We start from the raw sequence: 26,535 nt of genomic DNA on the forward strand, positions 1-26,535 counted from the left end.
AGAGCCGCGACCGTCAGGGAGCGGGGGTTCGTCCCGGCTGGCAAGACCAGTCTCAACCCCCCGCTCCCTGACGGTCGCGGCTCTGTTTTTGACATGTTATGAAATGGGAATTACCAGCGGCGGACGTCGCCGACGTCGACGTGGATGAAGTTGCTGCGCGGATAGTAGCCTACGCCGCCACGCTTCAGGCTCAACGCGGCTTTACGTAGTTGCGCCGTTTTTACTTCCGGGACGCGAATGTCAATCGCCTCAGCCTGCATGTGCAGGCTGTGCTTGGCCACACCGGAGCTATGCTGGCGCAGATACTCGTTGCTCCAGGGGCTGCGATAGCCGCTGAGAATGTTAATCTCGGCGTCGGGCCGGCCCACAGACTTGGTGAGATCTGTTAACAGATCAAACAAGCGCGGGTCAAAGTGATGGACGTCGCCCGTGCGGAAGTCACCCAGAAAACTGTCTAGCGTGGCCAGGGCCTCGGGCAGATAGTTCTCTCCAACTTTATAGACCAGATCCAGGTGTTCGTTGGTGTGGGTGTGAAACATGCGCAGCCGATACTCCGGCTCCGGCGTTGGCGGAATTGTGGAGACTGCCGTGTGCGAGGGGAGCACCAGCGGCGAAAGCAGGAAGAACAGGACGCTGAATATCCAGCGATTGCGTCCACACTCCCGACCATATTTCACGCCGTACTCTCTGCCGAATTCGCTAATTGTCCCACTGCGCATAATTCAGAAAACCTTTCGATCGAGAAGCCGGACACACATTGCGGTGCCGCAACCCGACCATAACCCTGAAGATACAATCCCTAATTGTCGCAGTTTATGCTTGACCCGCCAAGCTTTATTTTGCTTGGCCGCGTCGCGCAAGCGTCTGATTCTTGACGCTAGACCATTCTTAGCGTTGGAGTATAGCGCTCCTGATCGGGTAGCCACGGTGAGCGGTTTTATCGCCGTGGGATCGGCTTCCAATACACCAATAATTGGGTGGAGTGATTCGGGGCGATGTCCGCTATTTGGCAATGGCTTCGGAGCGGCGGCGGATTTCGTTCGCCGCCCATTGCGCCTGCTGACGATATTTTTCAGGCAGGCCCGCCGAGCCGAATCGTTCGAACTGCGCCAGCAGTTCCAAGTCCCCCGGCTGGCCAATTATCACCAGGGCGCGCAAAGCTTCCCAGAGGTGCATCTCGCCCGGCGAAAGCACTATCAGCTCATCGCCTTCGCTGACCGTGCTGCCGTCGGGAATTTTAATTTCCAGAACGGTGCCGGGCACTGGAGTTCGCGCGTCCACCATCTTGACCTGGCCCTGCCCGTCCGGACTCTGCTCGATTCGCGCGACCGCTGTGCCGCCATCCACGCGAGATTCCATCTGCGCGCGGTAGCGGACCGTTCCCGCGGCGGGCGAGCGCACCACCGTGGGGCGGAACATGGCTAATATTTCGTACCGGCCGGCGGCATCCTGAAACCGCACCAGCGAAAGCGCCACGTTGCGACGAACGAGCAGATCGGGGTCCTGGAGCATATTCAGCAGAGCCTGATGAAACGCCTCAGACTTTTGATCCGTTCCCAGCACCCAGGCCAGCGTTACGCGCAGTTCCTGAATGGGACTGTCGGTTAGATGGACCACCGTGGGGTACCACTGCTCAACGGACTTGTCGCCGCGCTCGATGCGCTCACCGATCTGCACCAGAGCATGTTGGATGTGGCGCGGCTGATCCTTGTCATTGAGATATTGTTCCAGCTCCGCGTCGGGCAGCGCGCGCCCGAACCACGTCCCGCGCCAAAATAGAAAGGGCACGATGACAAAGGCTGCGGCGACGAGGGCCAGATACACGGCTACGCGCTTGAGAGTCTTCTCCTGGCGGAGGGCTTGAAGTGGATCAGGCTCGGCAGCCGCAACCGGCGCGACATTCTCTAGGGAGGCCGGTGCCGGGGGATTTGGGGGTTGCTGGTCGCTCGACATGATGGGTTCCTGAGGATTCATTATAGCTGGTAGAGCATCCAGTAGACGATCACGCCGGTAACGGATACGTATATCCACAATGGCAGCGTGCGCCGCGCGATTCGCGCGTGCGCGGCGTAATCCGCTCGGAACGCCCGGCGCAGCGTCATCAGCACCAGCGGGACGATGGCCGTGGCCAGAATGGTGTGTGAGATCAAAATGGCGAAATACACGATGCGAAGGTACCCCTGTCCCGTGAAAGCCGTGGAGCCGGTGTGATAGTGATAATAAAGATAGGAAACGAGAAAGAGAGTGGAGGTGGTGAAGGCGCCCAGCATGGCCCGCTTATGCGCGGCGATCTTCTTGCGCCGGATAAACAGATAGCCAAGCGTCAACAGAATCGCGCTCAGAGAATTCAGCGTGGCATTGACCGCCGGGAGCATGGGGACGGGAATCATGGAATTATTTCTCGACCAATTAATTTCTCAACCGGCTGTCATCGTCCCCTCAACGCTGTCATCCTGAGCGGAGCGAAGGATATGCTTTGCTCACTTTGCGGTATAAAAAGCAGATCCTGCGCTCCGCTCAGGATGACAACCGTTAGTGGAAGGATAGATATAGGGGCACGGCGTTAGCTAAAATTCTTCATTGACGGGCGTCCACACCACAGCAAACCCGCGGCGAGAATCAAGACAGAGAAGAACAACGTGAGCTGGAACGACAGCCCCAGGGCCTGATTCGGCGTCAACAGCGCGGCGCGCAACGCGGATACTTCGTAGGCGAGCGGGTTCAGGCGCATCATCCATTGCACCCACACCGAGGCTCCATCGAGCGGGAAGGCCGCGCCGGAGAGCATCCACAGCGGCATCAGCACCAGATTCAATACGGCATGAAACGCCTGAGTCGAGTCCATCTGCCAGGCAATCACAAACCCCAGCCCAGTCAGCGAAAATGCGGTGAGAAACAGCACGATGGTGGATTCCACCAGCATCGCAGGCGACAGCGGAATCCCCGCGACCGGAGCCAGAAGTATGAAGAGTATCCCCGGAATCATCGCTTGCGTGGCTCCACCAAGAATCTTGCCGAGCACGATGCTGATTCGCGGAATGGGCGTTACCAGCACGCTCATCAGGTAGCCATCGCGGCGATCTTCAATCGTCGACATATTCGAGAAGATCGACGTGAACAGCACCACAAGCACGATGGAGCCTGGGAAGAAATATTGCAGATAGCCGGGATTCGCCGTAGCTGTCTGCGGCTGGAACGAACTGCCCAGCCCCGAGCCCAGCACCAGCCAGAACAGAAATGGCGCGCCGAGCAATCCGACGATGCGGCTGGGCTGGCGCAGAAAGCGGACCAACTCGCGCCGCCATAGCGAGACCATCGGCAGCCACATGCCAACGCGGGCAGGGGTCTGCGCCGCGGTGGGAATGTGGACCTCGGCAGATAGCGGTGTGGAATGAGCCAAAATTTTCCTTATGCGGTGATCAACTCCGAGCCGCGACACGCGAATCGGAGTCGCGACCCAGTCCGGTGGTCAGGAGCTTTCAGATTTTCGTGCATCGTGGCCGCTCCATAACTGTCGCGGCTCGGATACAAACTAGCTGGCGGCCGGCGCGTCTCCGCCGGGAGCTGTGTCGGCCTTCTTGCCCATGCCTTTCAGCGGGCCTTCGCGCGCGATCAACGCGGCCGCGCCGAGAAACACTGCCCCCAGCAAGCCCCAGATCATGATTGCGAAAATCTGCTCCGCGGCAACGTCTTTGCCTCCCAGCAGCGCGTATCCCGCTGCCGCCATACAGCCGAGGCCAATTGCGCCGCAGGATGCGGCCAGTATCGTAAATTCCATCTCGGATCACTCCTGAATGAATTTTCTAAAATGAGTCTAGCACAACCCAAACTTTACCTGGCGCGATCACTTGTGTCCCTCGCGCTTAGATGCCGGCGCGGGTTGAGCGCCCTGATCTTCCCAAAGCGTGTGGCCGGTGCGGCGCAAAAAAACGTCTTCGAGTGTCGGCCGGGACATGGCGATGGACTGAATCTCGCCGGGAAACTCCTCTACCAGCCGGGGAATAAACTGATGGCCCTGCTCCTGCTCGATGCGCAAGCGCGAGTTCATCTGCTGGGCAACAATCGAGAACCGCTCGCGGATCAGGTCAATCAAACGTGCCGGCGATTTCGCGTCAATGTGAATGACGTCGCCGCCAATCTCACGCTTCAACTCTTCCGGCGTGCCGGTGGCCACCAGCTTGCCGTTGTCCAGGATGGCCAGCCGCTCACACTGGTCAGCCTCTTCCAGAATGTGCGTGGTGAGCAGGATGGTTACGCCGTCGGATTTCTGCAGGCTGGTCAGATAGTCCCACAGCGAACGTCGCGCGCCGGGATCGAGTCCCGTGCTGGGCTCATCCAGCAGCAACAGCGACGGCGCGTGAATCAATCCCTTGGCGATCTCGATGCGGCGGCGCTGGCCACCGGAGAGCGTCTCGGCCAGATCATTACGGCGATCAGACAAGCCCACGCGTTCCAATAGTTCCGTGATGCGACGATCCAGCGCCGCGCCGCTCAGGCCGTAAAAATTCCCCTGATGCCGGAGGTTCTCATAGGCAGTCAGCTTGCGGTCTAGATTGTTGGCCTGAAAAACCACGCCAATGCGCCGTCGCACATGCGCGGCGGCCGAGACCACATCCTCGCCGAATATTCGCGCCGTGCCGGACGAGGGCGGCAGCAGCGTCGAGAGGATGCGGAACAGCGTTGTCTTGCCGCCGCCATTGGGGCCGAGCAAGCCGAATATCTCTCCTCGCTCGACCGTGAAAGACACTTGATCCAGCGCGGCGCGGTCCCCATAGGAGCGGCTCAGCGCAGAGATATCAATTGCATTGGGCGCATTAGGCGCATTGGGGGTACTGGGGACTGGAGGCATTAAGGGTTCACTTTGTCGATGAGCATCAGCGCGTAGATGATCGGCAGATAAATCACCGAGGCCAGCAGCAGGCGGCGCGCATCGGGCTTGGTCTTGCGGCGCGCGGCGAGCAGGCCGTAATACAGATAACCAAAACCGGCGAGCAGCGTGCCCACTAGATATATATTTCCGGTAACTCCGAGCCACGTCGGCACCAGACTCACAGGGAGCAGCGCGAGCGTACAGAGAATAATCTGACGTCCCGTGGATTTCCCATCGGGTTCGGCCACGGGCAACATGACGATGCTGGCGCGCGCGTAGTCCTCCTGATAGAGCCAGGCGATGGCCAGGAAATGCGGGAACTGCCATAAAAATAAAATTGCGTAGAGCACCCATGCAGCCAGCGGCAACTCGCCTGCGACGGCGGCCCATCCGATCAGCGGAGGTATCGCGCCGGGAAATGATCCCACCAGAGTGGAATGCGGCGTGCGCGTCTTCAGCGGCGTGTACAGGAACAGGTAGCTGATTAAGGTGGCCGCGGCCAGCAAGCTCGACAGACCGTTCACAAACCAGATGAGATAAATGGTTCCGGCCAGCGCCAGGCCAGCGCCGAAGGCCAGAGCTTTCCATGCCTGCATGCGACCGGCGGGCAGCGGGCGATTGCGGGTGCGGTACATGAGCGCGTCCGTATCCCGCTCCCAATATTGATTCAACGCCGCCGTGCCGCCAGCGACCAATCCGGTGCCGAGCAGCGTATGAAACAGCAGAGCGAAGTCCAGGCTGCCGGAAGAGGCCAGGTAGAATCCAATCACGGTGGAGAACAGAATCAGTCCGGTAACGCTGGGCTTGGTCAGCTCGGCGAAATCGGCCATGACCGTCCGCTGCTGGGCGAAGGTGGACGCCAGACTGTTGTGAGGAGTGCTCATTTAGCTTTCAATACATTAAGAAATGATGAGGAACCGCCTGGCAACTTTTTTTCGGTACCTATCACTTTGCGCCGGAAACATCACGAAGATTCATTGTACCAGCAGAACGACGGAATGCCAGCAACGTAAGCGTCCAACTCAGGCCGAGCAGCAGCGCGCCCGTTACCAAATGCGCGGAGGTGGTCCAGACCACCAACGGCGCCGGGCCGGGCATTCCAGCATGAGCTGCGCGGGAAAAATAGGAGAGCAGGCCGAGCATCACCTGCAAAGCCAGCAAAATGCCCAGCCCCATGGCGATCTGCTGGAACGGTTTTTGCTCGCGGAGGCGCATCGCGCGCAGCACCGCCCAGCCGACCATGAAGCAAACCAACAACGCGGTGGAAATGTGCGGGATGACCGAAAAAACGCGATGCCGCAATCCCGCGCCGGTGATTAATTGCAGAAAGACGCTGGCCGTCGCCGCCACGCCAACATATCGGAACGCTGGAGCGCCGGAGTCCATTAGTGGCAACGCCGGTGCGTCCCAGTAAGAACTTGTCACCAGGGCTAACGTTAAACAAATGCAGAAGAATAACTGAGCGAGGCAGGCGTGCGTGATGGAGATGGGAGCGGGCAGCAGATACAGTACGGTGATGCCGCCGAGAACGCCTTGCAGGATGACCTCGATCAGCGCCACGCCGCCCAGTTGACGCACCCATGCGCGCGGCTCGCTGCGCCACAGCCACACGGCCAGGACGAGTGTGAGAAAGCCCACCAGCGTGGCCACCATGCGATGTCCATGCTCGAAGAAGACGCCGCCGGTCATCTCCGGCATCACCTGCCCGAAGGAGAGCGGCCAATCGGGAACTGAGAGGCTGGAGCGAGTGCCCACCACCAGCGCGCCCGCCAGCAACAGCAGCAGCGTGCAGACGGTGGTCAGCATGGCGAAGCGGTGTAGCCAAATAGAAGAGCGGCCCGAAGGCCGCTCTCCCAAGTTGAATCGATCCGATTGAACTGCGTTGGTTGGCAATTAGAACCTCAATAAACCAACTTAGCCTTTGAAGGCGAAGTCGGCGGTCTTGGTCTCTTTCGCGCCCACGGTAACCTTGATGGTCTGCGCAGGATACTTCTCATGCCAGGCCTCGATGGTGTAATCCCCCGGAGGCAGGCCCTTGATGCTGAACGTGCCATCGGGGCCGCTGACGGCGTGGAAGGGGTGCTTCTGCACGCCGACGTAGGCCTTCATCCAGGGATGTACATTGCACTTCACCGGAATGGTCACTTCCGCGCGCGGGAAGGTCTCTTCAAGGTCTGCGGCGTTGGGCGGCTGCGACTGGTTCCACTCGCGGTTCTGGGTGGGCAGCGGGTGAACATTGTGGTTGGTGGGATCAGAGTTCTTCACGCGGAACTTCTGGCCGACCATCAGCGCCAAAATGTGCGGGTGATAGGTGCAACCACTTTGATCCAGCACCACCGGCTCAGCGGGAACCGGGAACGCGCGATCGCCGAGGCCTTCCTTCACATAGACGTAAACATTGCGCAGGGTGCCGTTGTCGTTGACGACCACTTCTTCAATGAATGCAGGCTCCTTGCTGTTCGCGGTGCACGCCGGGACGGCGTCCATGCGAATGCGCTGTGCGACCGGCTTGGCGCCCTCAAAAGAAATTTTGCCGGTAATCTCGCCAGCGGTGGCCGGATCAACCGGTGCGGCGGCGGGTGCGGCGGCAGTGGGTTCAGCGGCGGGCGTGGAAGCGGTCTGCTGTCCTCCACCGCAGCCGGCCAGCATCAGACCTAACGACAGGGTGCTCAATCCGAGCAGTCTGAGTCGAATCATTTCGTAATTTCCTCTTTCTGTTTAATGTCAGATTTCCGTGCCGTTGATTCCGCCCTGGGAAGTTACCGAGGCCCCGCAGCGCCGCCATTTCCAGACGACGCACACGGACTCGGGCAAAACACGTGAGCCAGCCAGCAACTCCGCATTACCCCATAGCGCCTAGGCCATGATGCCTTCCCTGAGACGAATAATTCAGACAGTACGGATAACCATAATATCGCCAACTGCCGTTGTCCGCAAGACGCTGCGTCCGCTGTCGCACATATGGAACTGTCCACTGGCCGCCGCGCGTCCCCCTGGCGACTTGCTCCGCGATTCAGGTTACAATACCGGGACCCCTGTTGCTCGTCTATTCAAGGCACCACGCCAGGTGCGGCGAGAGGGTTGCAATGCACGTCTGACTTTTAGGAGGCAAATCGCTTGACCCCTGGCGTAGGCTCCCCCTGGCTTTGGGTGGGATTCACCTTGGCCGTTTTCGTAATGCTGGCTCTCGACCTCGGCGTATTCCATCGCAAGGCGCATTCTGTCAGCCACCGCGAGGCGCTGGGCTGGACGATGGTATGGGTCTCGCTGGCGCTGGCCTTCAATGCCTGGATTTTCTTTCATTTTGGTTCGCAGCACGGTCTGGAGTTCCTGACCGGCTACGTCATTGAATACTCCCTCAGCATTGATAATATTTTTGTCTTCCTGCTGGTTTTTCGATACTTTGCGGTTCCCTCCACTTCGCAGCATCGCGTGTTGTTCTGGGGCATCCTGGGCGCCATGGTCATGCGCGCCGGATTTATTCTGGTCGGCGCCGTGCTGATCGAACGATTCAGTTGGATCATCTATGTCTTCGGCGCATTTCTGGTCTATACCGGCTACAAGATGCTCAGCGGCGGAGACGTCGAGGTGCATCCGGAAAAGAACCCGGTGGTGAAACTCTTCCGCCGCTTCGTGCCCATTACCTCGCACTATGAAGGTTCGCGCATGACCGTGCGGCAGCACGGCAAGCTGCTGGCCACGCCGCTGCTGCTGGTGCTGGTGGTCATCGAGGGCACGGACCTGGTCTTCGCCGTCGATTCCATCCCGGCCATCTTCGCCGTTACCCACGACCCGTTCATTGTCTATACATCCAACATTTGCGCCATCCTTGGCCTGCGTAGCCTTTACTTCCTGCTGGAAGGCGCGATGAACAAATTCCACTACCTCAAAGTGGGCCTGGGGATCGTGCTGAGTTTTGTCGGCGTGAAGATGCTCATCAGCGGATACTGGCATATTCCGATTCTCGGTTCGCTGGGCTTCATCGTGGTAACCCTGGCGTCGTCGATTGCAGCGTCGCTATACAGGCCGCTTCCGGAGCCTGCCACGGATATTCCCGTGAATCCCGGCGGCACCGCCGACCCCATGCACCGCAAGGGGCATCACAAGTAGCGAAATTGAGGCATAATGCGGCGGTAGTCCGATTTCCCCAATCCTACTATCCTTCTTTTCCGTGGGAGTAGTGATGTACAAACACATGCTTCGCGCGGTGGTGGTCCTGCTGGCCTGTGCCGATGGTTCAGGGCTTGCTGTTGCGCAATCGTCCGTTCCGCAATTCATCCCCGGCAGCACGCTGCCCAGAATGCAACTGACCGGAGAGCACTTCCAGATATTTCCAAATGGCACTTACTTCAACGAGATAACCAGCGCACAAACCCTCACGCGTTACGGAATACTCGGCTCGGATCTCGGATACCCGATCACCGTCGGCGACCGGACCTACTTCTTGTTTGGCGACACCATCGGCAACTATCTAAACGCTGGCCGCTACACGCAGGCACGGCTGAACGCAGCGGGTTCCAATGATGCTTTGGGCTACATCAGCAACACGGATCTCCGGCCCTGCCGCTATATCCCCGAAGTGGACCTTCAGATACTGCAGGGCAACAGCCGCCCCACGGTTTCCCAGGGGGCCTGTCCTTCGCTGCGTTTTTTCGCCAATGCAGGCCGCGCCAGCGATGAACTCCTGTTCAAGCCCATCGTGATCTCCGGCCTGCTTGCCGGGGAATCGCAGGGGGCTTTCCGCGTGCCGTCGTCGGGGTTCATGTACAACAACCGCATGTATGTGTTCTTCACCAGCAGGATTCGGGATGCCGACGGAGACGGAGTGCCGGAGGCCTTGCTACAGTCGCTGCTGGCCAAGTCTGATCAGCCCGTCGCGAACTGGACTGATCAGACTCCGCCATCATTCACGCGCCTGTACACGGTCTCCGCGCACAGCCCCCTGGCCGATCCGGCGAATCCGCCTGCTGAAGCCGGCGAGCCGGGCAAATTAATGTATTCCATACCGATGGTGATGGATTCGGCGGCGCTGTCCGCGGCCGGATTATTGTCCGGGCTGCCCGCGGAGCTGCGCACCGCGGCCAGCGTCCTGTTCGTATACTCCGCCAGCTACCGGATCACGCGCAGCAACGTGTTTCTGGCGGCGGTCGCTCTGGCGGATGTGGAGGCTGGCCCATCGCGCTGGTTCTACTATCGTGGAAACAGCCAATGGTCCAGCAACGAAGTGGACGCCGCGCCTTTGTTGGAAGGCACGCCGAATGTCGGCAACTTTTCCGTCAAATGGATCAGCGCGCTGCAGCGCTTTGTGATGCTGCGCACTACGGTGGGCCAAATTTCCGGGCTAACCGCCACCACTCCCTGGGGGCCATGGAGCCCGCCCGTTACCCTTTACACCATCCGCGACACCTGGAGCCGCAAGCTTTCACACCATACTGGAGACCCCATCGTGCGCAGCCTGGTTCCCATTTACGATCGCAACGGCAGCCCCATTGATATCGGAAATGGTGAGGGGGCTTCCGTCTATGGGCCCTATTTGCTGGACCAGATTACGCAAAATCCTGACGGGACCGTAACGCTCTACTACACGCTATCGTTGTGGAACCCCTATCAGGCGTTCCTGTTCAGCAGTACGGTATCGGCCGGCGCGCCGCTGCCGACCGCTTCGACGGTGAATGCGGCGAGCTTCGCGCCCGGCGCGCTTGCCTCCGGCGCCATCGCCTCCTTGTTCGGCAGCGGACTGGCTCCGAGCACGTCCTCCACTCCCAGCACCACAACTTGCCCTTCACGCTGGCAGGCGTCAGCATCAACGTACAGGATCAGCAGGGCACCACTCTTGCGGCTCCTTTGTTTTTCGTTTCCGCGGGCCAGATCAATTTCCTGCTGCCGGAGGGCCTGGCGCCCGGCAGCGCCACGGCCACCGTGCTGCGCGATTTCGCGCCCGCGGCCAGCGCGCCGCTGACCATCGCTGCAGTCGCCCCCGCGCTGTTTACGGCGAATGCCGACGGGCGCGGCGTGGCCGCGGCCTACTTTTCGACAGCCAGCAATCCCACTGTTTTCGCTTTCACATGCGGGGCAGCCGGCGGCACGTGTTTCGCCGCTCCCTTTGATCTTTCCACCGCGCTTGGCGGCGCCGTGCTGGTTCTCTACGGGACGGGCCTGAAGAACAATGGCGGCCTGAACTCCGTGGTGGTGACCCTCGGCGGCGTGCGCGCGCAGACGCTCTACGCCGGGCCGCAGAACCAGTATCCCGGCCTGGATCAGATCAACGTGCAGCTGCCGCCGGGGCTAGCCGGTCGCGGCGAACTGGATGTGATCGTCACCGTGAACGGCGTGCGGGCCAATACCGTGCGCGTCGCGTTCCGCTAGCCGGATGCGACCCCTTGCGGCCGCGTGGAATTGGCAACGCAAACTGCGATCCATCCGCGATTTGTTTGTGCCACACTTCCACCCCGCCGCCACTTCCGCTAGAATTGCTGATTATCAGAACAGGAGCGTTCAGCTATGGCAATCGATCCGGTCTGCAAGATGGTGATTGATGAAATCAAGGCAGCAGGCAGCTCGACCTATCAGGGTAAGACCTACTTCTTCTGCGCGCTCGGCTGCAAGAAATCCTTCGAGGTGAATCCGGAGAAATACCTTGCGCCGAAATCGTAAACTTCCTGCAAGACCAAGGGCAGGCGTAGAATGAATTGAGTATCTCAATAGATGGCGACACAACCGATCAGCGGCATTCAGTTCGTAACCGACAGCAAAGGCCGCAAGCTGGCGGTGCAGATTGACCTGCGCAAGCACCGTCTGCTCTGGGAAGACCTCTCCGACGGACTGATGGCCACGGCGCGCCGCAAGGGAAAATCCGTTTCCTGCGCGGATTATCGCGCGGCAAGAATAAAACGCTCCCGTGCCTAAATACAAAGTCTTTCTCAAATCATCCGCGGCGAAGGAATTGGACGCGTTAAGCGATGCTCTGTTTGCTCGCGTGGACAAGAAGATTCTCGATCTTGCACATCATCCCCGGCCCGTCGGCTGCAAGCAACTTCGCGGACAACGCGATCTGTAGGGAGTTCGTGCAGGGAATTACCGGGTCATCTACTCAATTGATGATGCCAAATTGCTGATTGAAATCCTGAAGGTCCGAGACCGGAAGAACGTTTACGAACGTTAGCTTCCATCCGTGCTTGATTCTTGTCGTTTGAATTCTGCTTAGGAGTTTGTTTTGCTTTATTTTTCTTCTTCCTGTTCTAATACCGCTCGTTGATCCACTTGGCGGCGTAGTCGAAGAAATTCTTCACGCTGTTCCCGTATTGCCCCGGCGTCGACTCGCACTCCGTGCAGGGCGTGATGCCGTGCGTCGCGCCATCGATGATGACGTAGTCCTTGTCCTTGCTGGCCGCTGCCTCGTAGTTGATCTCGTTGTCGCGCACGAAGTAATGTCCGCCCATGCCGAAGATGAGCACGGGCACGGAGATACTTCGCAGCGCGCAGGGCGTTGAGTTATTGCTCGAGCACCAGTCGATGCCGTCCATCGAGTCGGTCGAGCGAATCGCGTTGGCGCTGAGGAACGACTTGAGCGTCAGAAACAGCGTCCCGCCGTTGAGCGTGAAGTTGGACTTCTTCATATTCAGATTCGGCTGGCGCACGCTCTCGACAATCTGTGTAACGATAGTCCCGTCGTTCTTGAGCAGCTTCTGCGGCTTCACCGTCGCGTGATGGACGCGCATGTCCATCTCCATCAGGCGCGCTCCCACCGCGCGGGGAACGATGAACGGCTCGTCGTCAGTGTAAGTTCTCTTGCCGGCCTTCACCAGTGCCAGCCGCTTCTCCGCCGCCGCGATCAGACGATTCATTCGCGCGGCCTGCGCCTTGAAATAGCGCTGCTTGAAATCGTCCGAGTAGTTTGACGAGCCGTTGGGGTTGTAACCATTCTTCGCGCTGTAGGGATCGAGAGACGGGTCAATCTTTGTGGGATCAGTTTCGTCCATCAGCGAAGCGTTCAGGCTGCGCACGCCGTTCACCGAGTTGCCGGGGTGCGCATCGCGGAAGATGACGCCGTCGGCGCGCGGCAGGTTGGCCAGCTTGTCAGTACACTGCATCAGCTTGCCCGGCCCTTGGCAATACGACGGGCCCTTCTCCGCGACCGCTTGGTAGAAGCTCATCGTGGGTCCGCCACCGCTGCCGCCGTGAAGAATTACTTTGGTGATGCCGGGCTGCTTGCGCAGAAACTCGACCGCGGACTTCACGTCGAGCGCAATATCCTCCCACTCGACCGAGGCCTCGTTGTTCTCAAAGCGCGAATTCAGTCCGAGCACCATGATGCCGCGCTTGGGGAACTCCGTCATAGGCAGGCCGGACATTTGATTGTTGGTGCGATGCGTGACGATCACGGCCACATGCGCCGCCGGGCCGCTATCAGGCGTATAGAGCGCTGCCTTGGCCAGCCCGGGCAACTGAATGAAGGCAGGATTACTCTGCGCGCGCGCCGCCGTTGCCGACATCACCATCAAGCCTGCCAGCGCTATTCGAAGTATCATCTCGGACCTCCCGCAATATACCAATCGCGGCTCAGTATAGCCGGGGTATAGCGCAAACAAAAACAAAATCCCAAACGGTGGGTGCCGCTTGGGATTTTTCTGATGGAATAATATTCGGGATTTTAACAGTGCCGCGCGCGGTTAGAACAATTCGCGGATCGGCCCGTAGATGTCGTAGTTGGCGAAGGGCACGTACTCGAAGCCGCGCTTCAGCGGATCGTCGTAGCGGATCTTGGTCCAGTTGATGCCCAGCGCATCGTAGATGGTGGCTTCGATGTCCTCGGCGCGCACATCGCGCCCGCGGCTCCAGCCGGGATCGACGGTAGCCGAGGCGGTGGCGTCGGTCGTGCCGATCACGCGACCGCCCTTGATGCCGCCGCCGGCCAGCACGGCGAACTGCTGCAGGAAGTGGTCGCGGCCCGCCTGGTTGTTGGGCGTGCCCACGGTGCGGCCAAACTCGCCGGCCATAACGATCAATGTCTGGTCAAACAGGCCGTCAGCTTTCAGCCCGTCGATCAGCCTGGCCAGCCCGCGGTCGAGCGGAGTGGTCAGCCCCGGCAACACGCCATAAATGTTCGAGTGAGTGTCCCAGCCGCCCGTGGTGATCTGGACGAAGCGCGTGCCCTGGTCGGCGCGCAGGACTTTATTGGCCAGCATGCAGGCATCGCCGAAGGCAGTGGTGCCATAGGGCGTGCGCTCGGCGGCCGTGTAAGCGAAAGCGTTCTGCACGGTCTGGTTGTACATCAGGCTGCGCGCGTTGTCATAGAACGCTTCCATGTCCTGCGGCTGTTGGCCCAGCGGTGAGCTAACCCGCAGCGGGTCATCCAATTGATGCATCAACGTCAACCGCTGATCCAGCCGGACCTGTCCTTCCACGTTGGTGGTGTTGCGCAACCCGGCCGCGCGTGGCGCGACGATGAAGGGCGCGTAATTCGCCGACAGATACCCGGCGCCCACCTGCGAGCCTTGCGCGTTGAAGGAGATGAATCCGGGGAAGATGTCGGTCGAGCGCCGCTCGGCTTCCTTCTCGTTGGCCACGATTGCGCCAATGTGCGGCGCCACGCTGCCCAGCGCGGAGGTGGGGTTCCGTCCAATCTGAATCCAGCTCTGGCCCAGCGTATGCACCAGCGCCCACGAGCGCATGGAGCGTACGATGGCGATGTCGCCGAGCCGGTCGGCAATATTGGGCATCAGGCCGCGCGGGAAGCGGATGCCGTTGATGGTGGTGGGCTGCAACGAAGCGGGCGTCCACGCGCCTTCCTTCAGGTCAAACGTGTCGGAGTGCGAGGGCGCGCCGGTGAGCTGAATGAAGATGCAGTTCTTCGCCGTGCCCATGGGGGAGACCGGCAGGCCGGCCAGGGCCGCCATGGGTTTGGCCATCTGATAGAGCGCGTACCCGGAGACGCCGGAGCCCATCACCTGGAAGAAGTGCCGCCGCGAAAATGTAGGTCGCGACCAGAAGGGAACATGCGGGCGCGGATTCTTCTCGACGAAGCGCGTCAGCTCGCGATCCGCCCGAGTGGCGCTGCGTTTGTCGTCGTGCAGAATATACTTGTCTTCGTTTTTGATTGAGTTGCTCATCGGTCTTGCCCTCCTTCCCTTCTAGTAATTAAACATGAAGTCCACTTTGTTATAGAGCGCCCAGAGCAGGTCCTGCGCGTTGGACGTGCGCGTGCCGGTGTTGAACTTGGCCATCGCCAGGTTGCGCTCGATCGACGAGGGACGCCGCGACAGCACGTTCAGATAGATCGCGTCCACCAGTTGCGTATTGTCCGGGATGGTTGCCATCAGCGTGGCCAGCCGTCCGGTGGTCAGCGCGGCGGCGCGCACGCGGTTGGTAATGAATGGATCGTTCATCAGGCTCAACGCTTGCGTGGTGGTCAGCTCCTTGCGGCGCACGTTTTCGTCGCGGTCGCCGCGTAGGAAGTCATCCAGAAAAGCAACCGTGCCGCCGCCCACCGTGGTGTCGGGAAGCTGCATGGCCCACTGAATTGGATTTGGGTAGTTGGGCACCACCATCGGGTTGGGGACGTTGCTCGATAACACCAGCGCATCGACCAACTCCTCGGCATCCAGACGCCGCACCAGATGCCGCGCCTGATAGCGCGCCCAGTTGGGGTTCCACTCGCCCGTGTAGCGCGAAGACAATTGATAGGCCTGCGAGTTGGTGATCTCGCGCTGCATCGCTTTTAGATCATAGTTCATGTTGATGAAGCCGCGCGCCAGTTCATCGAGCAGCTCGGGATGCGATGGCTGAATGGTCCACGGGGCCGGTGGTGGATTTTTCGGATCGAGCCGCGCCGGATCAAAGCCGTCCGGCGGATCCACAATGCCCACGCCGAAGAAATGCGCCCAGAGGTAATTGACTGTCGCGCGCGAGAACTGCAAGTCGCCAGTGATCTCCTCCGCCAGGCGCGCCCGGTAATTCACCGCGGCGGTGTTGGCGTAGGTCCGTCCGCTAAACAGATAGGTCGGGCTGATATTGTTGACGCCTTGCAAAATCGTTGCGGCGCCTGCTCTGATGGGTGCGCGGTCGGGGCGGTTACCCGAGTTGGTGTTCAACAGGTAGTTGCCGGTGGCTACTTCCGTAACCACATAGTTCGTGGCGGGAGCGACCTGTCGCGTCATGCGCGCGCGGGAGAAGAACGCGGCCATGCCCCATACCTGCCGCCGCGTGGTCTGCGCGCCCCACAGGTTGACGTCGTCCAGATGCCCCGCGCCGTCATGGCACAGGACGCAGTCGAAATAGCGCATTCCCAGGAACGTGGTGGCCGTCTGTACTAACTGCCGGTCGTAAGTATCCTGCGCCGGGCCCATGCTCATGAAGCCACCGACGATCCAGTTCGGCGGTCCCATTTTCTCATTGTCGCCGAGACCCTGAATCATCTCGCTGACGAACTGGTTGTAAGGCTTGTTGGCCGCCACGGACTCCCGAATGTATTGGTAGGAGGCATCGCGCGCCAGCGCCCCGCGGGTGATCTGCGTGTTGCGGACATTGTTCTTCACCAGATCGCCCAGCCACATCGTCCAGCGGTCCACCCACTCGGGCGAGTTGAGCAACTGATCAATCTTATTCGAGCGCTTCTCGACGGTGCTGTCGGCCAGAAACGAGGTTACGTCAGCGGCGAGGGGAATGCGGCCCGTGAGGTCCATCGTAACGCGCCGCAAAAATTCTTCGTCGGTAGTGAGGCTGGCGGGAGGAATGTTCTTCGCTTGCAGCAATGAGAAGATGTGGTGGTCGATACGGGAAAGGTAAGGCCCACCGGTTGATAGCGTGCGATCCCCGCGCCCGCTGCGGAAGTCAGGGAGCAGGCCGGCCACTAACTGCGTCTGCTGCGAGGCCAGACTCGCGTTCCAGATGGTGCCGATACTTTCCGCGTCCACACCTTCAGATGGCCGCGAAGGCGTGAAAAATGTACATTCGGCTGGCGCGGGAGCGGTGACTTCGCTATCCTCAGCCACCAGAGCATCGTCTTCCTCGCTCTGCGCCAGCAGACGCGTGGATGAATCCATCATCAGCGGCAGCAGCGCCAGCACGGCGACGCCCACGCCCGCCGTCATCAGCCAGAACCTGCTCTTCATTTGTTTGGACATGAATAGCTCTCCTTCAGTCCCCTAACTTCGCTGGGTGTTATTCCGTTCCATCTGCCCGTTACTCCCCAGCCACTATCCTGAAACCCACATGCCAGCGTAAAGTTTCTCTGCCATCCTCATAAATTATGGCCTTTAATTCGGCGGAAGGCAATAGTACCAAAGTACTTTAATTGCATTCCGGTACCAACCAGGCCCAGCCGCCTGATAGACCGTACTACTGCATTATTTGCTTGCCGCCACGCCCGGCAGGAATAGAATGAGGCCAGCCTATTGCGCAGTGCCCAGTGGCCCAGGGCGCCCGGATAGGAGGTGGACTCCATGAATATGAATCAATCTAGCAACTTACGTCTCGCCGGGGACTGTTTTCGGTCGCGGCGATCCGCGCGCTCGCCCAGTGACGCCATGGCCATCGGTCTGCGCTTCGACGCCAAGATATTTGTGCGCCAAAAAGTCTTCCGCCTGGAGCGCGAAAACCTGGAACGGCAAGAGCCAATCAAGGAACGCGATAAACCCGATACGCTGACGATCTAGGGTAGCCACGGTCTCTTGGCCAGAGCAAACGAGCAAGCCATCTTTCAATTGAGGATATGGGTGCGATGAAAGTCCTGCAATACTCATCGGTTGGCATTTTAGTGGTTGGGATTGGCCTGTGGTTTGCCCTAACTCAATTTAGGTTACTTGACGGAGAGTCAAAAGTGAGCACATCTGGAGTGTATTTCTCCCCTGATTATTTCACCGCCCGAACTCGCTTCCGCGAAGCGGTGCAGAAGGCGGGCGGACGATTGCAAGCAATTCCGCTGGACGCCAAAGGCCCGGCCAACGAAGAACTGACGATTGATATTGGTTGGTTTGGCTCGGATCAGCCAAGATGCGCTCTATTGCACGAGTCGGGACTGCACGGCGTCGAAGGCTTTGCCGGCTCGGCCATCCAGTTGGAGTTGCTGGATGGCCTGCAACGCATTTCGTCCAAGCTCCCGGAAGACACCGCTCTGGTCTTCGCGCATGTACTGAATCCATACGGCATGGCTTGGTTGCGGCGCTTCAATGAATCCAGTGTGGACTTGAACCGCAATTTCCTCGAAGGCGGGAACTACGCAGGCGCTCCGGAGAAGTACGCCGTGCTGGACCCATTTCTCAATCCGCCTAGTCCCCCTGCATCGGACTTCTATCTGCTGCGCGCGGTATGGCTGATCCTCCGGCACGGATTCTCGTCAGTAAAGCAGGCCACTGCTGGGGGGCAATATGAATACCCAAAGGGTTTGTTCTTCGGTGGCAAGCGGCTGGAACAAGGGCCCGAGCGATATCGAGAGTTTCTCGCCGAGCGGTTGGGAAAGGCGGAGCGCGTCGCGGCGATTGACGTCCACACCGGCCTCGGCCAGTACGCTGAAGATGTGCTGCTCGTGCGGAATCAGGACTTTGCTGCTATGCGCACGGCTTTTGGTGAGCGCGTGGCTCCCTTAGATCCAGAGAGCAGTCCCGCCTACCGTTCCTCTGGATCGATTGACACCATGCTGGCGCAGGTCTTCAGCAACTCGAAACTATATTTTGTCACGCAGGAGTTTGGAACGGAGAACCCCGTCCGCGTTCTGCAGTCGCTGCGGGATGAAAACCGTTGGCATCACTACGGTGATGGCACCCTCGACCATCCCTCAAAAATGCGGGTGAAGAATGCTTTCAATCCTCCCGATGACGCATGGCGTTCCGCTGTGTTAAATCGCGGACGGGAACTATTTGATCAAAGCATGGGCCTTCTTCTCAGTAAGTGATGTCCGCACATCTAGTATTCTGATCCGATGCGGGCGCTTGGAGGGCAACACCGTGAATAGCCGTAGGTGCCAACCTACGGTTACGGTGCCCATCAATAACATCAACTCCGAAAGAGTTGACTGCGGTTCGCTGGAATTGAATTCAATCATCAGTATTCGATGTACCCAAATAAAAATGTCCGGCCCCTTCAGAGCCGTCATCTTTGGGGGGACGCCGTACCGTAGGTTGCACCTACGGCTATTCACGGTCTTGCCCTCCGGGCAAGCTAACTGGAATCTTGCCATTCGGGTAGGCGAGCGCGCGGGCCGGGCGGGTTGTTCCATTGGCCCGCTCGCTGACGCGCGCGGCACTGTCACGCGGAAATGCCGAGCTACTTCTTCCCCGCGACGCGAACGTTTTTCGGTTGGGTCATGCGGTCGACGTGGCCGGAGTTGCCCTGCGTGATCCAATCTTTCACGCACAGGGGGAGGTTCGTGTAATCCGCCGGGCGGGAGTAGACCGTGATGGTGCCGCCCGATAAAATGGCCGCGCTGACTTCCAGGGTGTAAATGGAGACGCACACCACGCCCTCCTCTTCGGTTCCCATGTGAGGAGCATTGCCGTCGACGGAGAGTTGTCCGCCGATGAGATCAATCGAACCTTTCACGTTCAGATTGTCCAGCAAGTGCGGCAACTCGTCGCCCAGCAGCGCTTTCAATTCCTCGCGCACCTTGGGCTCGTTCAGAAACGTCTCGGTGTCGTCGCTGCCGGCGTAAGTCTTCATCATTTGCTGGCCGGGCGTGAGCGGAGGATTCTGCGCCACGCAGACGCGCGCCAGCAGGAATGTAATGGCGAGGGCGACAATAGGCAGGACGACTGGCAGGACAGCAGGCAGGACCACAGGCATTGAAATTCGGCGGGACTCTTTGTGTTGGTTCACTTGCGATCCTCCCATTACAAGGAAATTATCTGAAAAATTTGGGCGCGTCCGCGGCCCCGGAATTTTTCTACACACGTCTTTTAGACGTGGGGGCAGGCGACCCAGCGGTCGCCCCTAAGCTCCAGCGGAGGGACGGCGTCGGCGCAGCTCGGCTGGGCGATGGGGCAGCGCGTGCGGAAGGGGCAGCCGCTCGGCTTGTTGATGGGGTTGGGCACTTCACCGACCAAGTGGATGCGCTCGGAGAGGCGCGCGTCCGGGTCGGGTCGCGGCACGGCGCTCAGCAGCGCGCGCGAGTAAGGGTGCATGGGAGCCTTGTAAACACTGGTCGCTGAGCCTACCTCCACGATGTGCCCGAGGTACATCACGGCGATGCGGTCGGAGATGTGGCGGACCAGTGACAGGTCGTGCGCGATGAACAGGTAGGATAGGCCGAACTCGTCCTGCAGGTCCTGCATCAGGTTGATGACCTGCGCCTGGATGGAGACGTCCAGCGCGCTGACCGGCTCGTCGGCGATCACGATGCGCGGGTTGGTGGCCAGCGCGCGCGCGATGCCGATGCGCTGGCGCTGCCCGCCGGAGAACTCATGCGGGTAGCGCGAGGATTGCTCGCGCGTGAGTCCTACTTTTTCTAGTAGCCAGCCCACACGCTCGACCCGCTCCTGGCGAGTGAGTCGTGCGTGGATGGTCAGGGGCTCTTCTACTATTTGTCCTACTGTCATGCGCGGATTCAGAGACGAGTAGGGATCCTGGAAAATCATTTGTAAGTCGGGACGATAGGGCCGCATGGCCGCGCGCGAAAGCGCGGCGAGATCAACGGCGTCATCGTTGTGACTCGGGCCGTTATGGCCTTGCGTCGATGTTGTCGGCGACTCCTGGGGCGGATGATACAAGATGCGTCCTGATATCTCCACGCCATAGACCATGGCGCGCAAGATGTTCACGATGGCGCGGCCCACGGTGCTTTTCCCGCAGCCGGATTCGCCCACCAGCCCCAGCGTCTCGCCTTGCTGAAGCACGAAACTCACGCCATCAACCGCGCGCACTTCAGCGATCTTGCGCGCAAAGACACCGCCCACGATGGGGTAACTGACGCGCAGGTTCTCTACCTCCAGAATGTTCCTAGTCGAGTGTGAGTTAGTGAGTGTCATTTGAGTTATTTGGTGAGTCATTAATTGAGTACTATGTGACTAATTCCGTACTAACTAGATGGCAGCGCGCGCTGTGGCCCGGCGTGATCTCGATCAGCTCCGGTTCTTCGGCGAAGCAGCGCTCGATGCGCTCCGTGCAGCGCGTAACGAACTTGCAGCCGACGGGCAGCTCCATGATGCTCGGGACATTTCCCGGAATCGTATTCAGTCGTTCGTGCCGCGTTTTCTCATGACCGGCATCGTGTGCGGGAAGCGAGGCGAGCAGGCCGCGCGTGTAGGGATGCAGCGGATTCTTGAACAGCTCGCGGACCGGCGCGACCTCCTGAATTTTTCCGCCGTACATCACCATCACGCGGTCGCAGGTCTCGGCGACGACGGCGAGGTTGTGGGTGATGAGCAGGATCGCCGCGCCCGCTTGTTCATCTTTCATCCTCAGCATCAGCTCGAGAATTTGCGCCTGAATGGTCACGTCGAGCGCTGTGGTGGGTTCGTCGGCGATCAATAACGACGGGGTGCCGAGCAGGGCCATGGCGATCATCACGCGCTGGCGCATGCCGCCGGAAAACTGGTGCGGAAAGTCGTTCAACCGCCTGCCAGGGTCGGCGATGCCGACGCGCTCCAGCATCTCGATGGCGCGCGCCTCGGCCTGCTTGCGCGTGATGCGCTCGTGCGCCAGCACCGCTTCGGTAAGCTGCATGCCGATCGAGAAGACCGGGTTCAGCGAAGTCATCGGCTCCTGGAAAATCATGGCTATCTCTTTGCCGCGGATGGAGCGAATCTCGTCAATGGAGGTCTGCAAAAGCTCGCGCCCCTGAAAGCGAATGGAGCCTGCGACGATCCGTCCCGGCGGGCTGGGGATGAGTCGCAGGATGCTCAACGCGGTGACGCTTTTCCCCGACCCAGACTCGCCCACCACGCCCAGCACTTCACCTTCGTAGAGGTCGAAGGTAACGTCATCGACGGCTTTGGCTACGCCGGCTTCGGTGTCGAAGTAAGTGCGCAGGCCGCGCACTTCGAGCAATGTTTTCCGGGGTTGCATGGAAGTCGTCATGCGGCGCACCCCGCAGTCAACACTCCCCCAACGCTGTCATTCTGAGCGCAGCGAAGGACCTGCTTTTCGCGCTCATGTGGGAAAAGCAAAAGCAGGTCCTTCGCTGCGCTCAGAATGACGGCGCGCGGGAAGAGGGTGCATGTGAGTGAAGGGAGAAGCCACATCATCAGCGCAACCTCGAGAATGATTTGGGATCGAAGGCCTCGCGGATGGCCTCGCCGATGAAGACGATGAGCAGCAATGTAATGAACATCGCGCCCAGCGGGTAGAAGACCAGCCACCATTTGGTCAGGTTCTCCATGCCCTGTCCGATCAGTTCGCCCCAGCTCGGCGTGGGCGCGGGCAGGCCGAAGCCGAGGAAGTCGAGCGAGACCAGCGCGCCGATATTGCCGACGATGAAGAACGGCGCGAAGGAGATGACCGGCGTCAGCGAGTTGGGCAGGATGTGGCTGAACATGATCTTCCAGTCCGACGCGCCCATAGCGATGGCCGCGCCGACGTAGTCCTTGGACTTCTCGCGGTAGTACTCGCCGCGAATGTAGTAGGTGATGCCCATCCAGTCAAACAGCGTGAGGATGGCGACCAACATCCAGAACGAGGGCTGCAGCAGCAGGTTGCGGCCCGGCATGTAGATGGGCACGACGATGGAACTGACAATGATGATGGTGTAGAGAAACGGCAGCGACGACCATATCTCGATCAGGCGCAGGCCCAGCATATCGAGCTTGCCGCCGAAGTAGCCGATCAGCGCGCCGACCCATATGCCGATGACGTAGCTGATGAGCAGCACGATGATGGCGAAACTCATCGACACGTTGAAGCCGTAGGAGAGCCGCGCGAAGATGTCGCGGCCGCGATCATCGGTGCCGAAGAAATGCTCCGCCGATGGCGCGTGCGGCGGCGTGCCGGGCAGGTCGAGCAGCGACTCGACCGGGCTATAAGGATAGGGCGGCAGCAGCACCCAGTTGTCGGCGTTCTGTTCGCGGAGCTGTTGCGCCAGCGCGCGGTAGTTGGGTTCGCCATACGCATCCATCCCAAACGTGCTCGCCGGATAATAGCGGAACGATGGGAAGTAGAACTCGCCGTTGTAGCGCACAACGAGGGCGCTGTCGTTGATCAGCACGGGCAGAAAGAAGGAGATCGCATAGAGTGCCAGCATGATGACGAAAGAATAGTATCCGCGCTTGATGGTCTTGAATTTGCGCCAGCGCCGCTGCAGGACGGATAACGACGGCTTCGGCTTGGCCTCACCGATGGGAAGCGGCGCGGGCACCGGTTGCGCTGAGAGACGATTCGCGGCTGAGTGGTCCGTGGACATCGGGAAGTGAGCGCCTCTACTGGAACCGGATTCGCGGATCGACGATGACGTAGATCATGTCGGAAAGAATGTTGCCCACCAGCAGCAGCAGGCTGGAGATGACCAGAATGCCCAGCGCCACGGGATAGTCGCGCTGCAGGATTGACGTGTAGCCGAGGTAGCCCATGCCGTCGATGTTGAAAACCTTCTCGATGAGAAACGACCCGGCCAGAATGATGCTGATGACGTGGCCGAGCCCGGTGGCGATGGGGATCATCGAGTTGCGCAGCGCATGAACGAAGATGACGCGGCGCTCGTCGAGGCCCTTGGCGAACGCGGTGCGGACGTAATCCTGCCCGAGCGTTTCAAGCAGCGAATTCTTCGTCAGGATGGTCAGCGTGGCGAACGAGCCGATCATGTAGCACAGCACCGGCAGGAACATGTAGTAGAGCTGCTGATAGATTTTCTGGAAAAAGTTCAGATACTCCCAGTTGTCAGGACGAAAGCCGCCGAGCGGAAATACATCCCAGAACGACCCGCCGCCCAGCAGCACCAGCAGCGCCGTGCCCATGGCCCAGCCGGGAATCGAGTAGCCAAGAAAGACCAGCGAGCTCGAGAGAAAATCAAACTTCGAGCCATGATGAATGGCCTTGTAAACGCCCAGCGGAACGCAGACCAAGTAACCCAAAAAAAATCCAGTGAGTCCGAGAAAGAGGGAAATAGGGAAGCGCGACTTGATGACATCCCAGACGGATTCCTGATAGATGTAAGAGCGGCCCAGATCGAATCGCAGGACATTCCAAAGCCAGTTGGCGTATCGCACATGGACTGGCTTGTCGAAGCCATAGTAGCGGCGCATCTCTTCGATGGCATCCTCCGGCAAGTCCTGCGCGGGTGCGCCTCCGGCGGCGCCGCTCTCCGTGGCTATCGCCATTTTATATTGCATGATCTGCCGCTCGACGGGACCGCCGGGGACAAAATGCATCACCAAAAACACGGCCATGGTGATGCCAATGAAGGTGGGAATGATCAGCAGGAAGCGTCGGATGAAGTAAGCCGTCATTCAACTTTCCGCGCCTTGGTTGCGGTCTTTTCCTGCTCGGCGTACTGCATCCAGTAGCGGTCATCCACTTCGCCGGGCGGCAGTTTTTTTGAGGAATCGCGCATGGTCTCCGCCAACTGCGCTTCCATTTCGGGTTCAAACCACCACATGCTCCAGATAGACTCGTAGCCGCCAATGCGCGCGAGGTAACCCTGCGGATGGCCGAACTTGTTCCAATAGAGGATGCGAGTGTAGGGGGCGCCCCAGTGCAGGGCATACTCGTAGGAGTTCGCCAGCAGTCCGTCGATTTCGCGGATTACGCGCACGCGATCATCCACGTTGAACATCTTGTCGTATTGGCCGAGCAACTCATCCACCCGTGCATTCTTGAAGCCGGTGATGTTGTTGGTGTTGTCCGTATTCGCCAGCGAGGAGTGCCACGACGTTTCCGGATTTGGGAAGAGCAGTCCACCCCAGGCCTGGTGTGACATCTGGAAGCGGCGCTCATTGATCAACTGAAACTGGGTTTCGCCGGTGATCAGCCGGAGGTTCACGTTAATGCCCGCGCGGCGAAGGTCTTCCTGATAGACGGTCAGATGGGGCTCAAACGTCTTGCTGGTGTACAACAGCTCGATTTCCAGCGGGCGGCCATCCTTGGTCAGCCGTCCCTGCGCGTCGCGCGTTTTCCAACCGGCCTCGCCCAGCAGTTTCAGCGCTTCGGACGGATTATATTCGTTCTTGGGATTGTCCGGATTTTCGTAGGGCGTGTTGGCGTAGTAGGAATTCTGCTGCTCATATTGATTCAACATGATCTTCTCGATGAGCTGCTTGCGATTCACCAGAAGGGTTAGCGCCTTGCGCACGCGAATGTCATCGAAGGGGGCGCGGCGCGTGTTGAAGGCAAATCCGGCAAAGCCGCGCGGTTCGCTGTTGAATATCTTGCGCTTCATGATCAGGCCGCGCTGTATCTGATCAAAGTTGAGTTCCTCCACCCACATGCGGGCGCGAGAAACCGCGTAGCCATCCAGCTCACCCTTCTTAAACATTTCAAACGCCAGCGTTTCATCGCGCACCACCACGAATCGCAGTTCATCGAAGTTATTCGATCCTACATTGGCGCGGGCCTTCTCCGCCCAATAGTCTTTGCGGCGGCGCGCGGAGATGGACTTGCCCTTGGCAATGTCGGCTTCCTGAATGGTGTAAGGGCCGCTGCCGGGTAGCAACTTGAAGTTATAGTCTTTTAGATAGCGCTCTCCGTTCACATCCTTCAAGACGTGTGCGGGAAATATCTTCATACTGCCGGAGAAGTAAAGAAAATTGCGCCAGTTTAATTCCTTGGCGCGGACCTTCACGATATACATGCTTTCCACTTCAGGGCGATTGAACTTGCCATACACCAGGACGTTCGACGGCGATTGCAGGGTCTTGTCCATATTGAAGTCGAAGCTGGCTACTACGTCCGCGGCGGTAACCGGCTTGCCGTCGGAGAACCGGGCATTCGGATTCAGCCGGAAGCGGAATGTCATCTTGTCTTCGGATACTTGCCAGTGCGTCGCCAGGGCAGGAATATATTCAAGAGTCGTTGGTTGCAGGCCCAGCAAAGTCTCGTACGCCAACGTGGTTACGCTGTAATTGAAGGAGGAATTCGACTCCGGACCTTCCAGGCGAAGGGTGCCGGGGAAATCCAGAAGATGGTCGCGGAACATCCCGCCCTTCAACGCGCGCGGGTCGCCGATGAAATCGAAGCCGGTGTTGGTCTCCCAGCCTGCGCCGGTGAAGCCTTTGCCGCCTTGCTCGGCGGAGGCGGCCGGATCGGCGCCGGCGTCGGCGTTGGGGAAGACCGGGTAGTCATTCTTGTCCATGGAGACGGAGCCGCTGCGCGCCGCGACTCCAGAGCCGCCTGATTCGCTCTGCCGAGGCTGATTGCCGCCGCAGCCCACGGTGCCCAAGGTGATGGCCAGCGCGCCCAAACTGACGACTAACACGAGTCTATTTGACTTTGAATTTGGCATTGAATTTGCCATTGCCATTGTCGTTGACCAGATTTTCATGAACTCGATCCTCTCGCGCCGCTTCGTCATTTGACTACTCTGGCAACTTCACTGGAAGTGTTTCATTCTAACAACAGGCCCGGAAATCCGTTAAGAATAAAAAGTAGTGTCTCCATTTGCGCTCCTTATAAGTGGGGCAGGCATTCTTGCCTGTCCTCCTCAACGGCAGGGCAGGAATGCCTGCCCTACTTAGCCCCGTCGTCCACTGTTACAAAAGTGGGAACGAATCGTGCCGCAAGGGTGACGTGAAAATCCGTCTGCAAGTTGC

The 26,535-nt window shown here is 59.4% G+C and carries 26 protein-coding genes; 8 read left to right on the forward strand and 18 right to left on the reverse strand.

What is annotated here, in order from left to right; translation table 11 throughout:
- Nucleotides 1-110: 110 nt before the first annotated feature.
- The 9 genes from EXQ56_08655 to EXQ56_08695 all read right to left on the reverse strand — a co-directional run bounded on the left by EXQ56_08655 (nt 111) and on the right by EXQ56_08695 (nt 7,567).
- Complete coding sequence (locus tag EXQ56_08655; GenBank protein MSO20519.1) at nt 111-719, reverse strand: DUF882 domain-containing protein; 609 nt, start codon at nt 717-719, stop codon at nt 111-113.
- A 283-nt stretch (nt 720-1,002) separates the two neighbouring features.
- On the reverse strand, nt 1,003-1,974 hold the full coding sequence (locus EXQ56_08660) for a hypothetical protein (protein ID MSO20520.1): 972 nt from the start codon (nt 1,972-1,974) through the stop codon (nt 1,003-1,005).
- Entirely contained in the window at nt 1,974-2,390 is a 417-nt protein-coding gene (locus tag EXQ56_08665) for a DUF420 domain-containing protein (protein MSO20521.1), read from the reverse strand. The genes EXQ56_08660 and EXQ56_08665 overlap by 1 nt, the downstream gene beginning before the upstream one ends.
- A 173-nt stretch (nt 2,391-2,563) precedes the next feature.
- Nucleotides 2,564-3,328 (reverse strand): multidrug ABC transporter permease, encoded by a 765-nt coding sequence (locus tag EXQ56_08670; GenBank protein ID MSO20522.1) that lies wholly within the window; start codon nt 3,326-3,328, stop codon nt 2,564-2,566.
- Between the two features lie 204 nt (nt 3,329-3,532).
- A complete protein-coding gene (locus tag EXQ56_08675; GenBank protein MSO20523.1) occupies nt 3,533-3,778 on the reverse strand; it encodes a hypothetical protein in 246 nt (81 codons plus the stop codon).
- A 66-nt stretch (nt 3,779-3,844) separates the two neighbouring features.
- Nucleotides 3,845-4,849, reverse strand: coding sequence for an ATP-binding cassette domain-containing protein (locus tag EXQ56_08680; protein MSO20524.1), 1,005 nt, complete (start codon nt 4,847-4,849; stop codon nt 3,845-3,847).
- Nucleotides 4,849-5,754 (reverse strand): protoheme IX farnesyltransferase, encoded by a 906-nt coding sequence (cyoE, locus tag EXQ56_08685; protein ID MSO20525.1) that lies wholly within the window; start codon nt 5,752-5,754, stop codon nt 4,849-4,851. Before cyoE ends, EXQ56_08680 begins: the two co-directional genes overlap by 1 nt.
- A gap of 61 nt (nt 5,755-5,815) precedes the next feature.
- Complete coding sequence (locus EXQ56_08690; protein MSO20526.1) at nt 5,816-6,763, reverse strand: hypothetical protein; 948 nt, start codon at nt 6,761-6,763, stop codon at nt 5,816-5,818.
- A 21-nt stretch (nt 6,764-6,784) separates the two neighbouring features.
- A complete protein-coding gene (locus EXQ56_08695) occupies nt 6,785-7,567 on the reverse strand; it encodes a hypothetical protein (protein MSO20527.1) in 783 nt (260 codons plus the stop codon).
- A 480-nt stretch (nt 7,568-8,047) separates the two neighbouring features.
- On the opposite strand from EXQ56_08695, the gene EXQ56_08700 reads away from it, so the two are divergent.
- From EXQ56_08700 to EXQ56_08725, 6 genes are all read left to right on the forward strand, one after another.
- Nucleotides 8,048-8,980: a TerC family protein gene (locus EXQ56_08700; protein MSO20528.1), complete on the forward strand. Its 933-nt coding sequence runs from the start codon at nt 8,048-8,050 to the stop codon at nt 8,978-8,980.
- A gap of 73 nt (nt 8,981-9,053) precedes the next feature.
- Nucleotides 9,054-10,829, forward strand: a complete 1,776-nt coding sequence (locus EXQ56_08705) for a DUF4185 domain-containing protein (GenBank protein MSO20529.1) — start codon at nt 9,054-9,056, stop codon at nt 10,827-10,829.
- Nucleotides 10,460-11,236 carry a hypothetical protein gene (locus EXQ56_08710; protein ID MSO20530.1) on the forward strand — a complete coding sequence of 259 codons (777 nt, stop codon included), beginning with the start codon at nt 10,460-10,462 and terminating at the stop codon, nt 11,234-11,236. Before EXQ56_08705 ends, EXQ56_08710 begins: the two co-directional genes overlap by 370 nt.
- Nucleotides 11,237-11,371: 135 nt before the next feature.
- Nucleotides 11,372-11,524, forward strand: a complete 153-nt coding sequence (locus EXQ56_08715) for a YHS domain-containing protein (protein ID MSO20531.1) — start codon at nt 11,372-11,374, stop codon at nt 11,522-11,524.
- 66 nt (nt 11,525-11,590) lie between these two features.
- The gene (locus tag EXQ56_08720) at nt 11,591-11,776 is read left to right on the forward strand and encodes a hypothetical protein (protein MSO20532.1); all 186 of its coding nucleotides are present in this window, start codon (nt 11,591-11,593) and stop codon (nt 11,774-11,776) included.
- A 178-nt stretch (nt 11,777-11,954) separates the two neighbouring features.
- Nucleotides 11,955-12,032, forward strand: a complete 78-nt coding sequence (locus EXQ56_08725; protein ID MSO20533.1) for a hypothetical protein — start codon at nt 11,955-11,957, stop codon at nt 12,030-12,032.
- A gap of 76 nt (nt 12,033-12,108) precedes the next feature.
- Here EXQ56_08725 and EXQ56_08730 read toward each other — a convergent pair whose 3' ends face one another.
- The 3 genes from EXQ56_08730 to EXQ56_08740 form a co-directional block, all read right to left on the reverse strand.
- Entirely contained in the window at nt 12,109-13,398 is a 1,290-nt protein-coding gene (locus tag EXQ56_08730; GenBank protein MSO20534.1) for a hypothetical protein, read from the reverse strand.
- Nucleotides 13,399-13,539: 141 nt separating this feature from the next.
- The gene (locus EXQ56_08735; GenBank protein MSO20535.1) at nt 13,540-14,979 is read right to left on the reverse strand and encodes a DUF1501 domain-containing protein; all 1,440 of its coding nucleotides are present in this window, start codon (nt 14,977-14,979) and stop codon (nt 13,540-13,542) included.
- A gap of 21 nt (nt 14,980-15,000) precedes the next feature.
- Nucleotides 15,001-16,992 carry a DUF1553 domain-containing protein gene (locus tag EXQ56_08740; protein ID MSO20536.1) on the reverse strand — a complete coding sequence of 664 codons (1,992 nt, stop codon included), beginning with the start codon at nt 16,990-16,992 and terminating at the stop codon, nt 15,001-15,003.
- A 318-nt stretch (nt 16,993-17,310) separates the two neighbouring features.
- Here EXQ56_08740 and EXQ56_08745 point away from each other — a divergent pair, with 318 nt between their 5' ends.
- Together EXQ56_08745 and EXQ56_08750 are read left to right on the forward strand one after the other, a co-directional pair.
- Nucleotides 17,311-17,523: a hypothetical protein gene (locus tag EXQ56_08745; GenBank protein ID MSO20537.1), complete on the forward strand. Its 213-nt coding sequence runs from the start codon at nt 17,311-17,313 to the stop codon at nt 17,521-17,523.
- 56 nt (nt 17,524-17,579) lie between these two features.
- Nucleotides 17,580-18,758: a DUF2817 domain-containing protein gene (locus EXQ56_08750; GenBank protein ID MSO20538.1), complete on the forward strand. Its 1,179-nt coding sequence runs from the start codon at nt 17,580-17,582 to the stop codon at nt 18,756-18,758.
- Nucleotides 18,759-19,129: 371 nt separating this feature from the next.
- Here EXQ56_08750 and EXQ56_08755 read toward each other — a convergent pair whose 3' ends face one another.
- The 6 genes from EXQ56_08755 to EXQ56_08780 all read right to left on the reverse strand — a co-directional run bounded on the left by EXQ56_08755 (nt 19,130) and on the right by EXQ56_08780 (nt 26,297).
- Entirely contained in the window at nt 19,130-19,678 is a 549-nt protein-coding gene (locus tag EXQ56_08755) for a hypothetical protein (GenBank protein MSO20539.1), read from the reverse strand.
- An 80-nt stretch (nt 19,679-19,758) separates the two neighbouring features.
- Nucleotides 19,759-20,826, reverse strand: a complete 1,068-nt coding sequence (locus tag EXQ56_08760; GenBank protein ID MSO20540.1) for an ATP-binding cassette domain-containing protein — start codon at nt 20,824-20,826, stop codon at nt 19,759-19,761.
- Between the two features lie 31 nt (nt 20,827-20,857).
- Nucleotides 20,858-21,865 carry an ABC transporter ATP-binding protein gene (locus EXQ56_08765; protein MSO20541.1) on the reverse strand — a complete coding sequence of 336 codons (1,008 nt, stop codon included), beginning with the start codon at nt 21,863-21,865 and terminating at the stop codon, nt 20,858-20,860.
- Nucleotides 21,866-22,043: 178 nt separating this feature from the next.
- Nucleotides 22,044-23,195, reverse strand: a complete 1,152-nt coding sequence (locus EXQ56_08770; protein MSO20542.1) for an ABC transporter permease — start codon at nt 23,193-23,195, stop codon at nt 22,044-22,046.
- A 16-nt stretch (nt 23,196-23,211) separates the two neighbouring features.
- Nucleotides 23,212-24,237: an ABC transporter permease subunit gene (locus EXQ56_08775; protein MSO20543.1), complete on the reverse strand. Its 1,026-nt coding sequence runs from the start codon at nt 24,235-24,237 to the stop codon at nt 23,212-23,214.
- The gene (locus EXQ56_08780) at nt 24,234-26,297 is read right to left on the reverse strand and encodes an ABC transporter substrate-binding protein (GenBank protein ID MSO20544.1); all 2,064 of its coding nucleotides are present in this window, start codon (nt 26,295-26,297) and stop codon (nt 24,234-24,236) included. The genes EXQ56_08775 and EXQ56_08780 overlap by 4 nt, the downstream gene beginning before the upstream one ends.
- Nucleotides 26,298-26,535 lie beyond the last annotated feature (238 nt).

It is taken from the genome of Acidobacteriota bacterium, assembly GCA_009691245.1.
GTDB lineage: Bacteria > Acidobacteriota > Terriglobia > 2-12-FULL-54-10 > 2-12-FULL-54-10 > SHUM01.

What these genes read in the sequence shown, in the direction of transcription:
- EXQ56_08740 (MSO20536.1), bottom strand. Translation starts at nt 16,992, where the DNA reads ATGTCCAAACAAATGAAGAGCAGGTTCTGGCTGATGACGGCGGGCGTG.
- EXQ56_08715 (MSO20531.1), top strand. Translation starts at nt 11,372, where the DNA reads ATGGCAATCGATCCGGTCTGCAAGATGGTGATTGATGAAATCAAGGCA.
- EXQ56_08700 (MSO20528.1), top strand. Translation starts at nt 8,048, where the DNA reads ATGCTGGCTCTCGACCTCGGCGTATTCCATCGCAAGGCGCATTCTGTC.
- EXQ56_08765 (MSO20541.1), bottom strand. Translation starts at nt 21,865, where the DNA reads ATGCAACCCCGGAAAACATTGCTCGAAGTGCGCGGCCTGCGCACTTAC.
- EXQ56_08760 (MSO20540.1), bottom strand. Translation starts at nt 20,826, where the DNA reads ATGACACTCACTAACTCACACTCGACTAGGAACATTCTGGAGGTAGAG.
- cyoE (MSO20525.1), bottom strand. Translation starts at nt 5,754, where the DNA reads ATGAGCACTCCTCACAACAGTCTGGCGTCCACCTTCGCCCAGCAGCGG.
- EXQ56_08745 (MSO20537.1), top strand. Translation starts at nt 17,311, where the DNA reads ATGAATATGAATCAATCTAGCAACTTACGTCTCGCCGGGGACTGTTTT.
- EXQ56_08780 (MSO20544.1), bottom strand. Translation starts at nt 26,297, where the DNA reads ATGACGAAGCGGCGCGAGAGGATCGAGTTCATGAAAATCTGGTCAACG.
- EXQ56_08655 (MSO20519.1), bottom strand. Translation starts at nt 719, where the DNA reads ATGCGCAGTGGGACAATTAGCGAATTCGGCAGAGAGTACGGCGTGAAA.
- EXQ56_08695 (MSO20527.1), bottom strand. Translation starts at nt 7,567, where the DNA reads ATGATTCGACTCAGACTGCTCGGATTGAGCACCCTGTCGTTAGGTCTG.
- EXQ56_08675 (MSO20523.1), bottom strand. Translation starts at nt 3,778, where the DNA reads ATGGAATTTACGATACTGGCCGCATCCTGCGGCGCAATTGGCCTCGGC.
- EXQ56_08735 (MSO20535.1), bottom strand. Translation starts at nt 14,979, where the DNA reads ATGAGCAACTCAATCAAAAACGAAGACAAGTATATTCTGCACGACGAC.
- EXQ56_08750 (MSO20538.1), top strand. Translation starts at nt 17,580, where the DNA reads ATGGGTGCGATGAAAGTCCTGCAATACTCATCGGTTGGCATTTTAGTG.
- EXQ56_08665 (MSO20521.1), bottom strand. Translation starts at nt 2,390, where the DNA reads ATGATTCCCGTCCCCATGCTCCCGGCGGTCAATGCCACGCTGAATTCT.
- EXQ56_08680 (MSO20524.1), bottom strand. Translation starts at nt 4,849, where the DNA reads ATGCCTCCAGTCCCCAGTACCCCCAATGCGCCTAATGCGCCCAATGCA.
- EXQ56_08730 (MSO20534.1), bottom strand. Translation starts at nt 13,398, where the DNA reads ATGATACTTCGAATAGCGCTGGCAGGCTTGATGGTGATGTCGGCAACG.
- EXQ56_08705 (MSO20529.1), top strand. Translation starts at nt 9,054, where the DNA reads ATGTACAAACACATGCTTCGCGCGGTGGTGGTCCTGCTGGCCTGTGCC.
- EXQ56_08775 (MSO20543.1), bottom strand. Translation starts at nt 24,237, where the DNA reads ATGACGGCTTACTTCATCCGACGCTTCCTGCTGATCATTCCCACCTTC.
- EXQ56_08660 (MSO20520.1), bottom strand. Translation starts at nt 1,974, where the DNA reads ATGAATCCTCAGGAACCCATCATGTCGAGCGACCAGCAACCCCCAAAT.
- EXQ56_08670 (MSO20522.1), bottom strand. Translation starts at nt 3,328, where the DNA reads ATGTGGCTGCCGATGGTCTCGCTATGGCGGCGCGAGTTGGTCCGCTTT.
- EXQ56_08770 (MSO20542.1), bottom strand. Translation starts at nt 23,195, where the DNA reads ATGTCCACGGACCACTCAGCCGCGAATCGTCTCTCAGCGCAACCGGTG.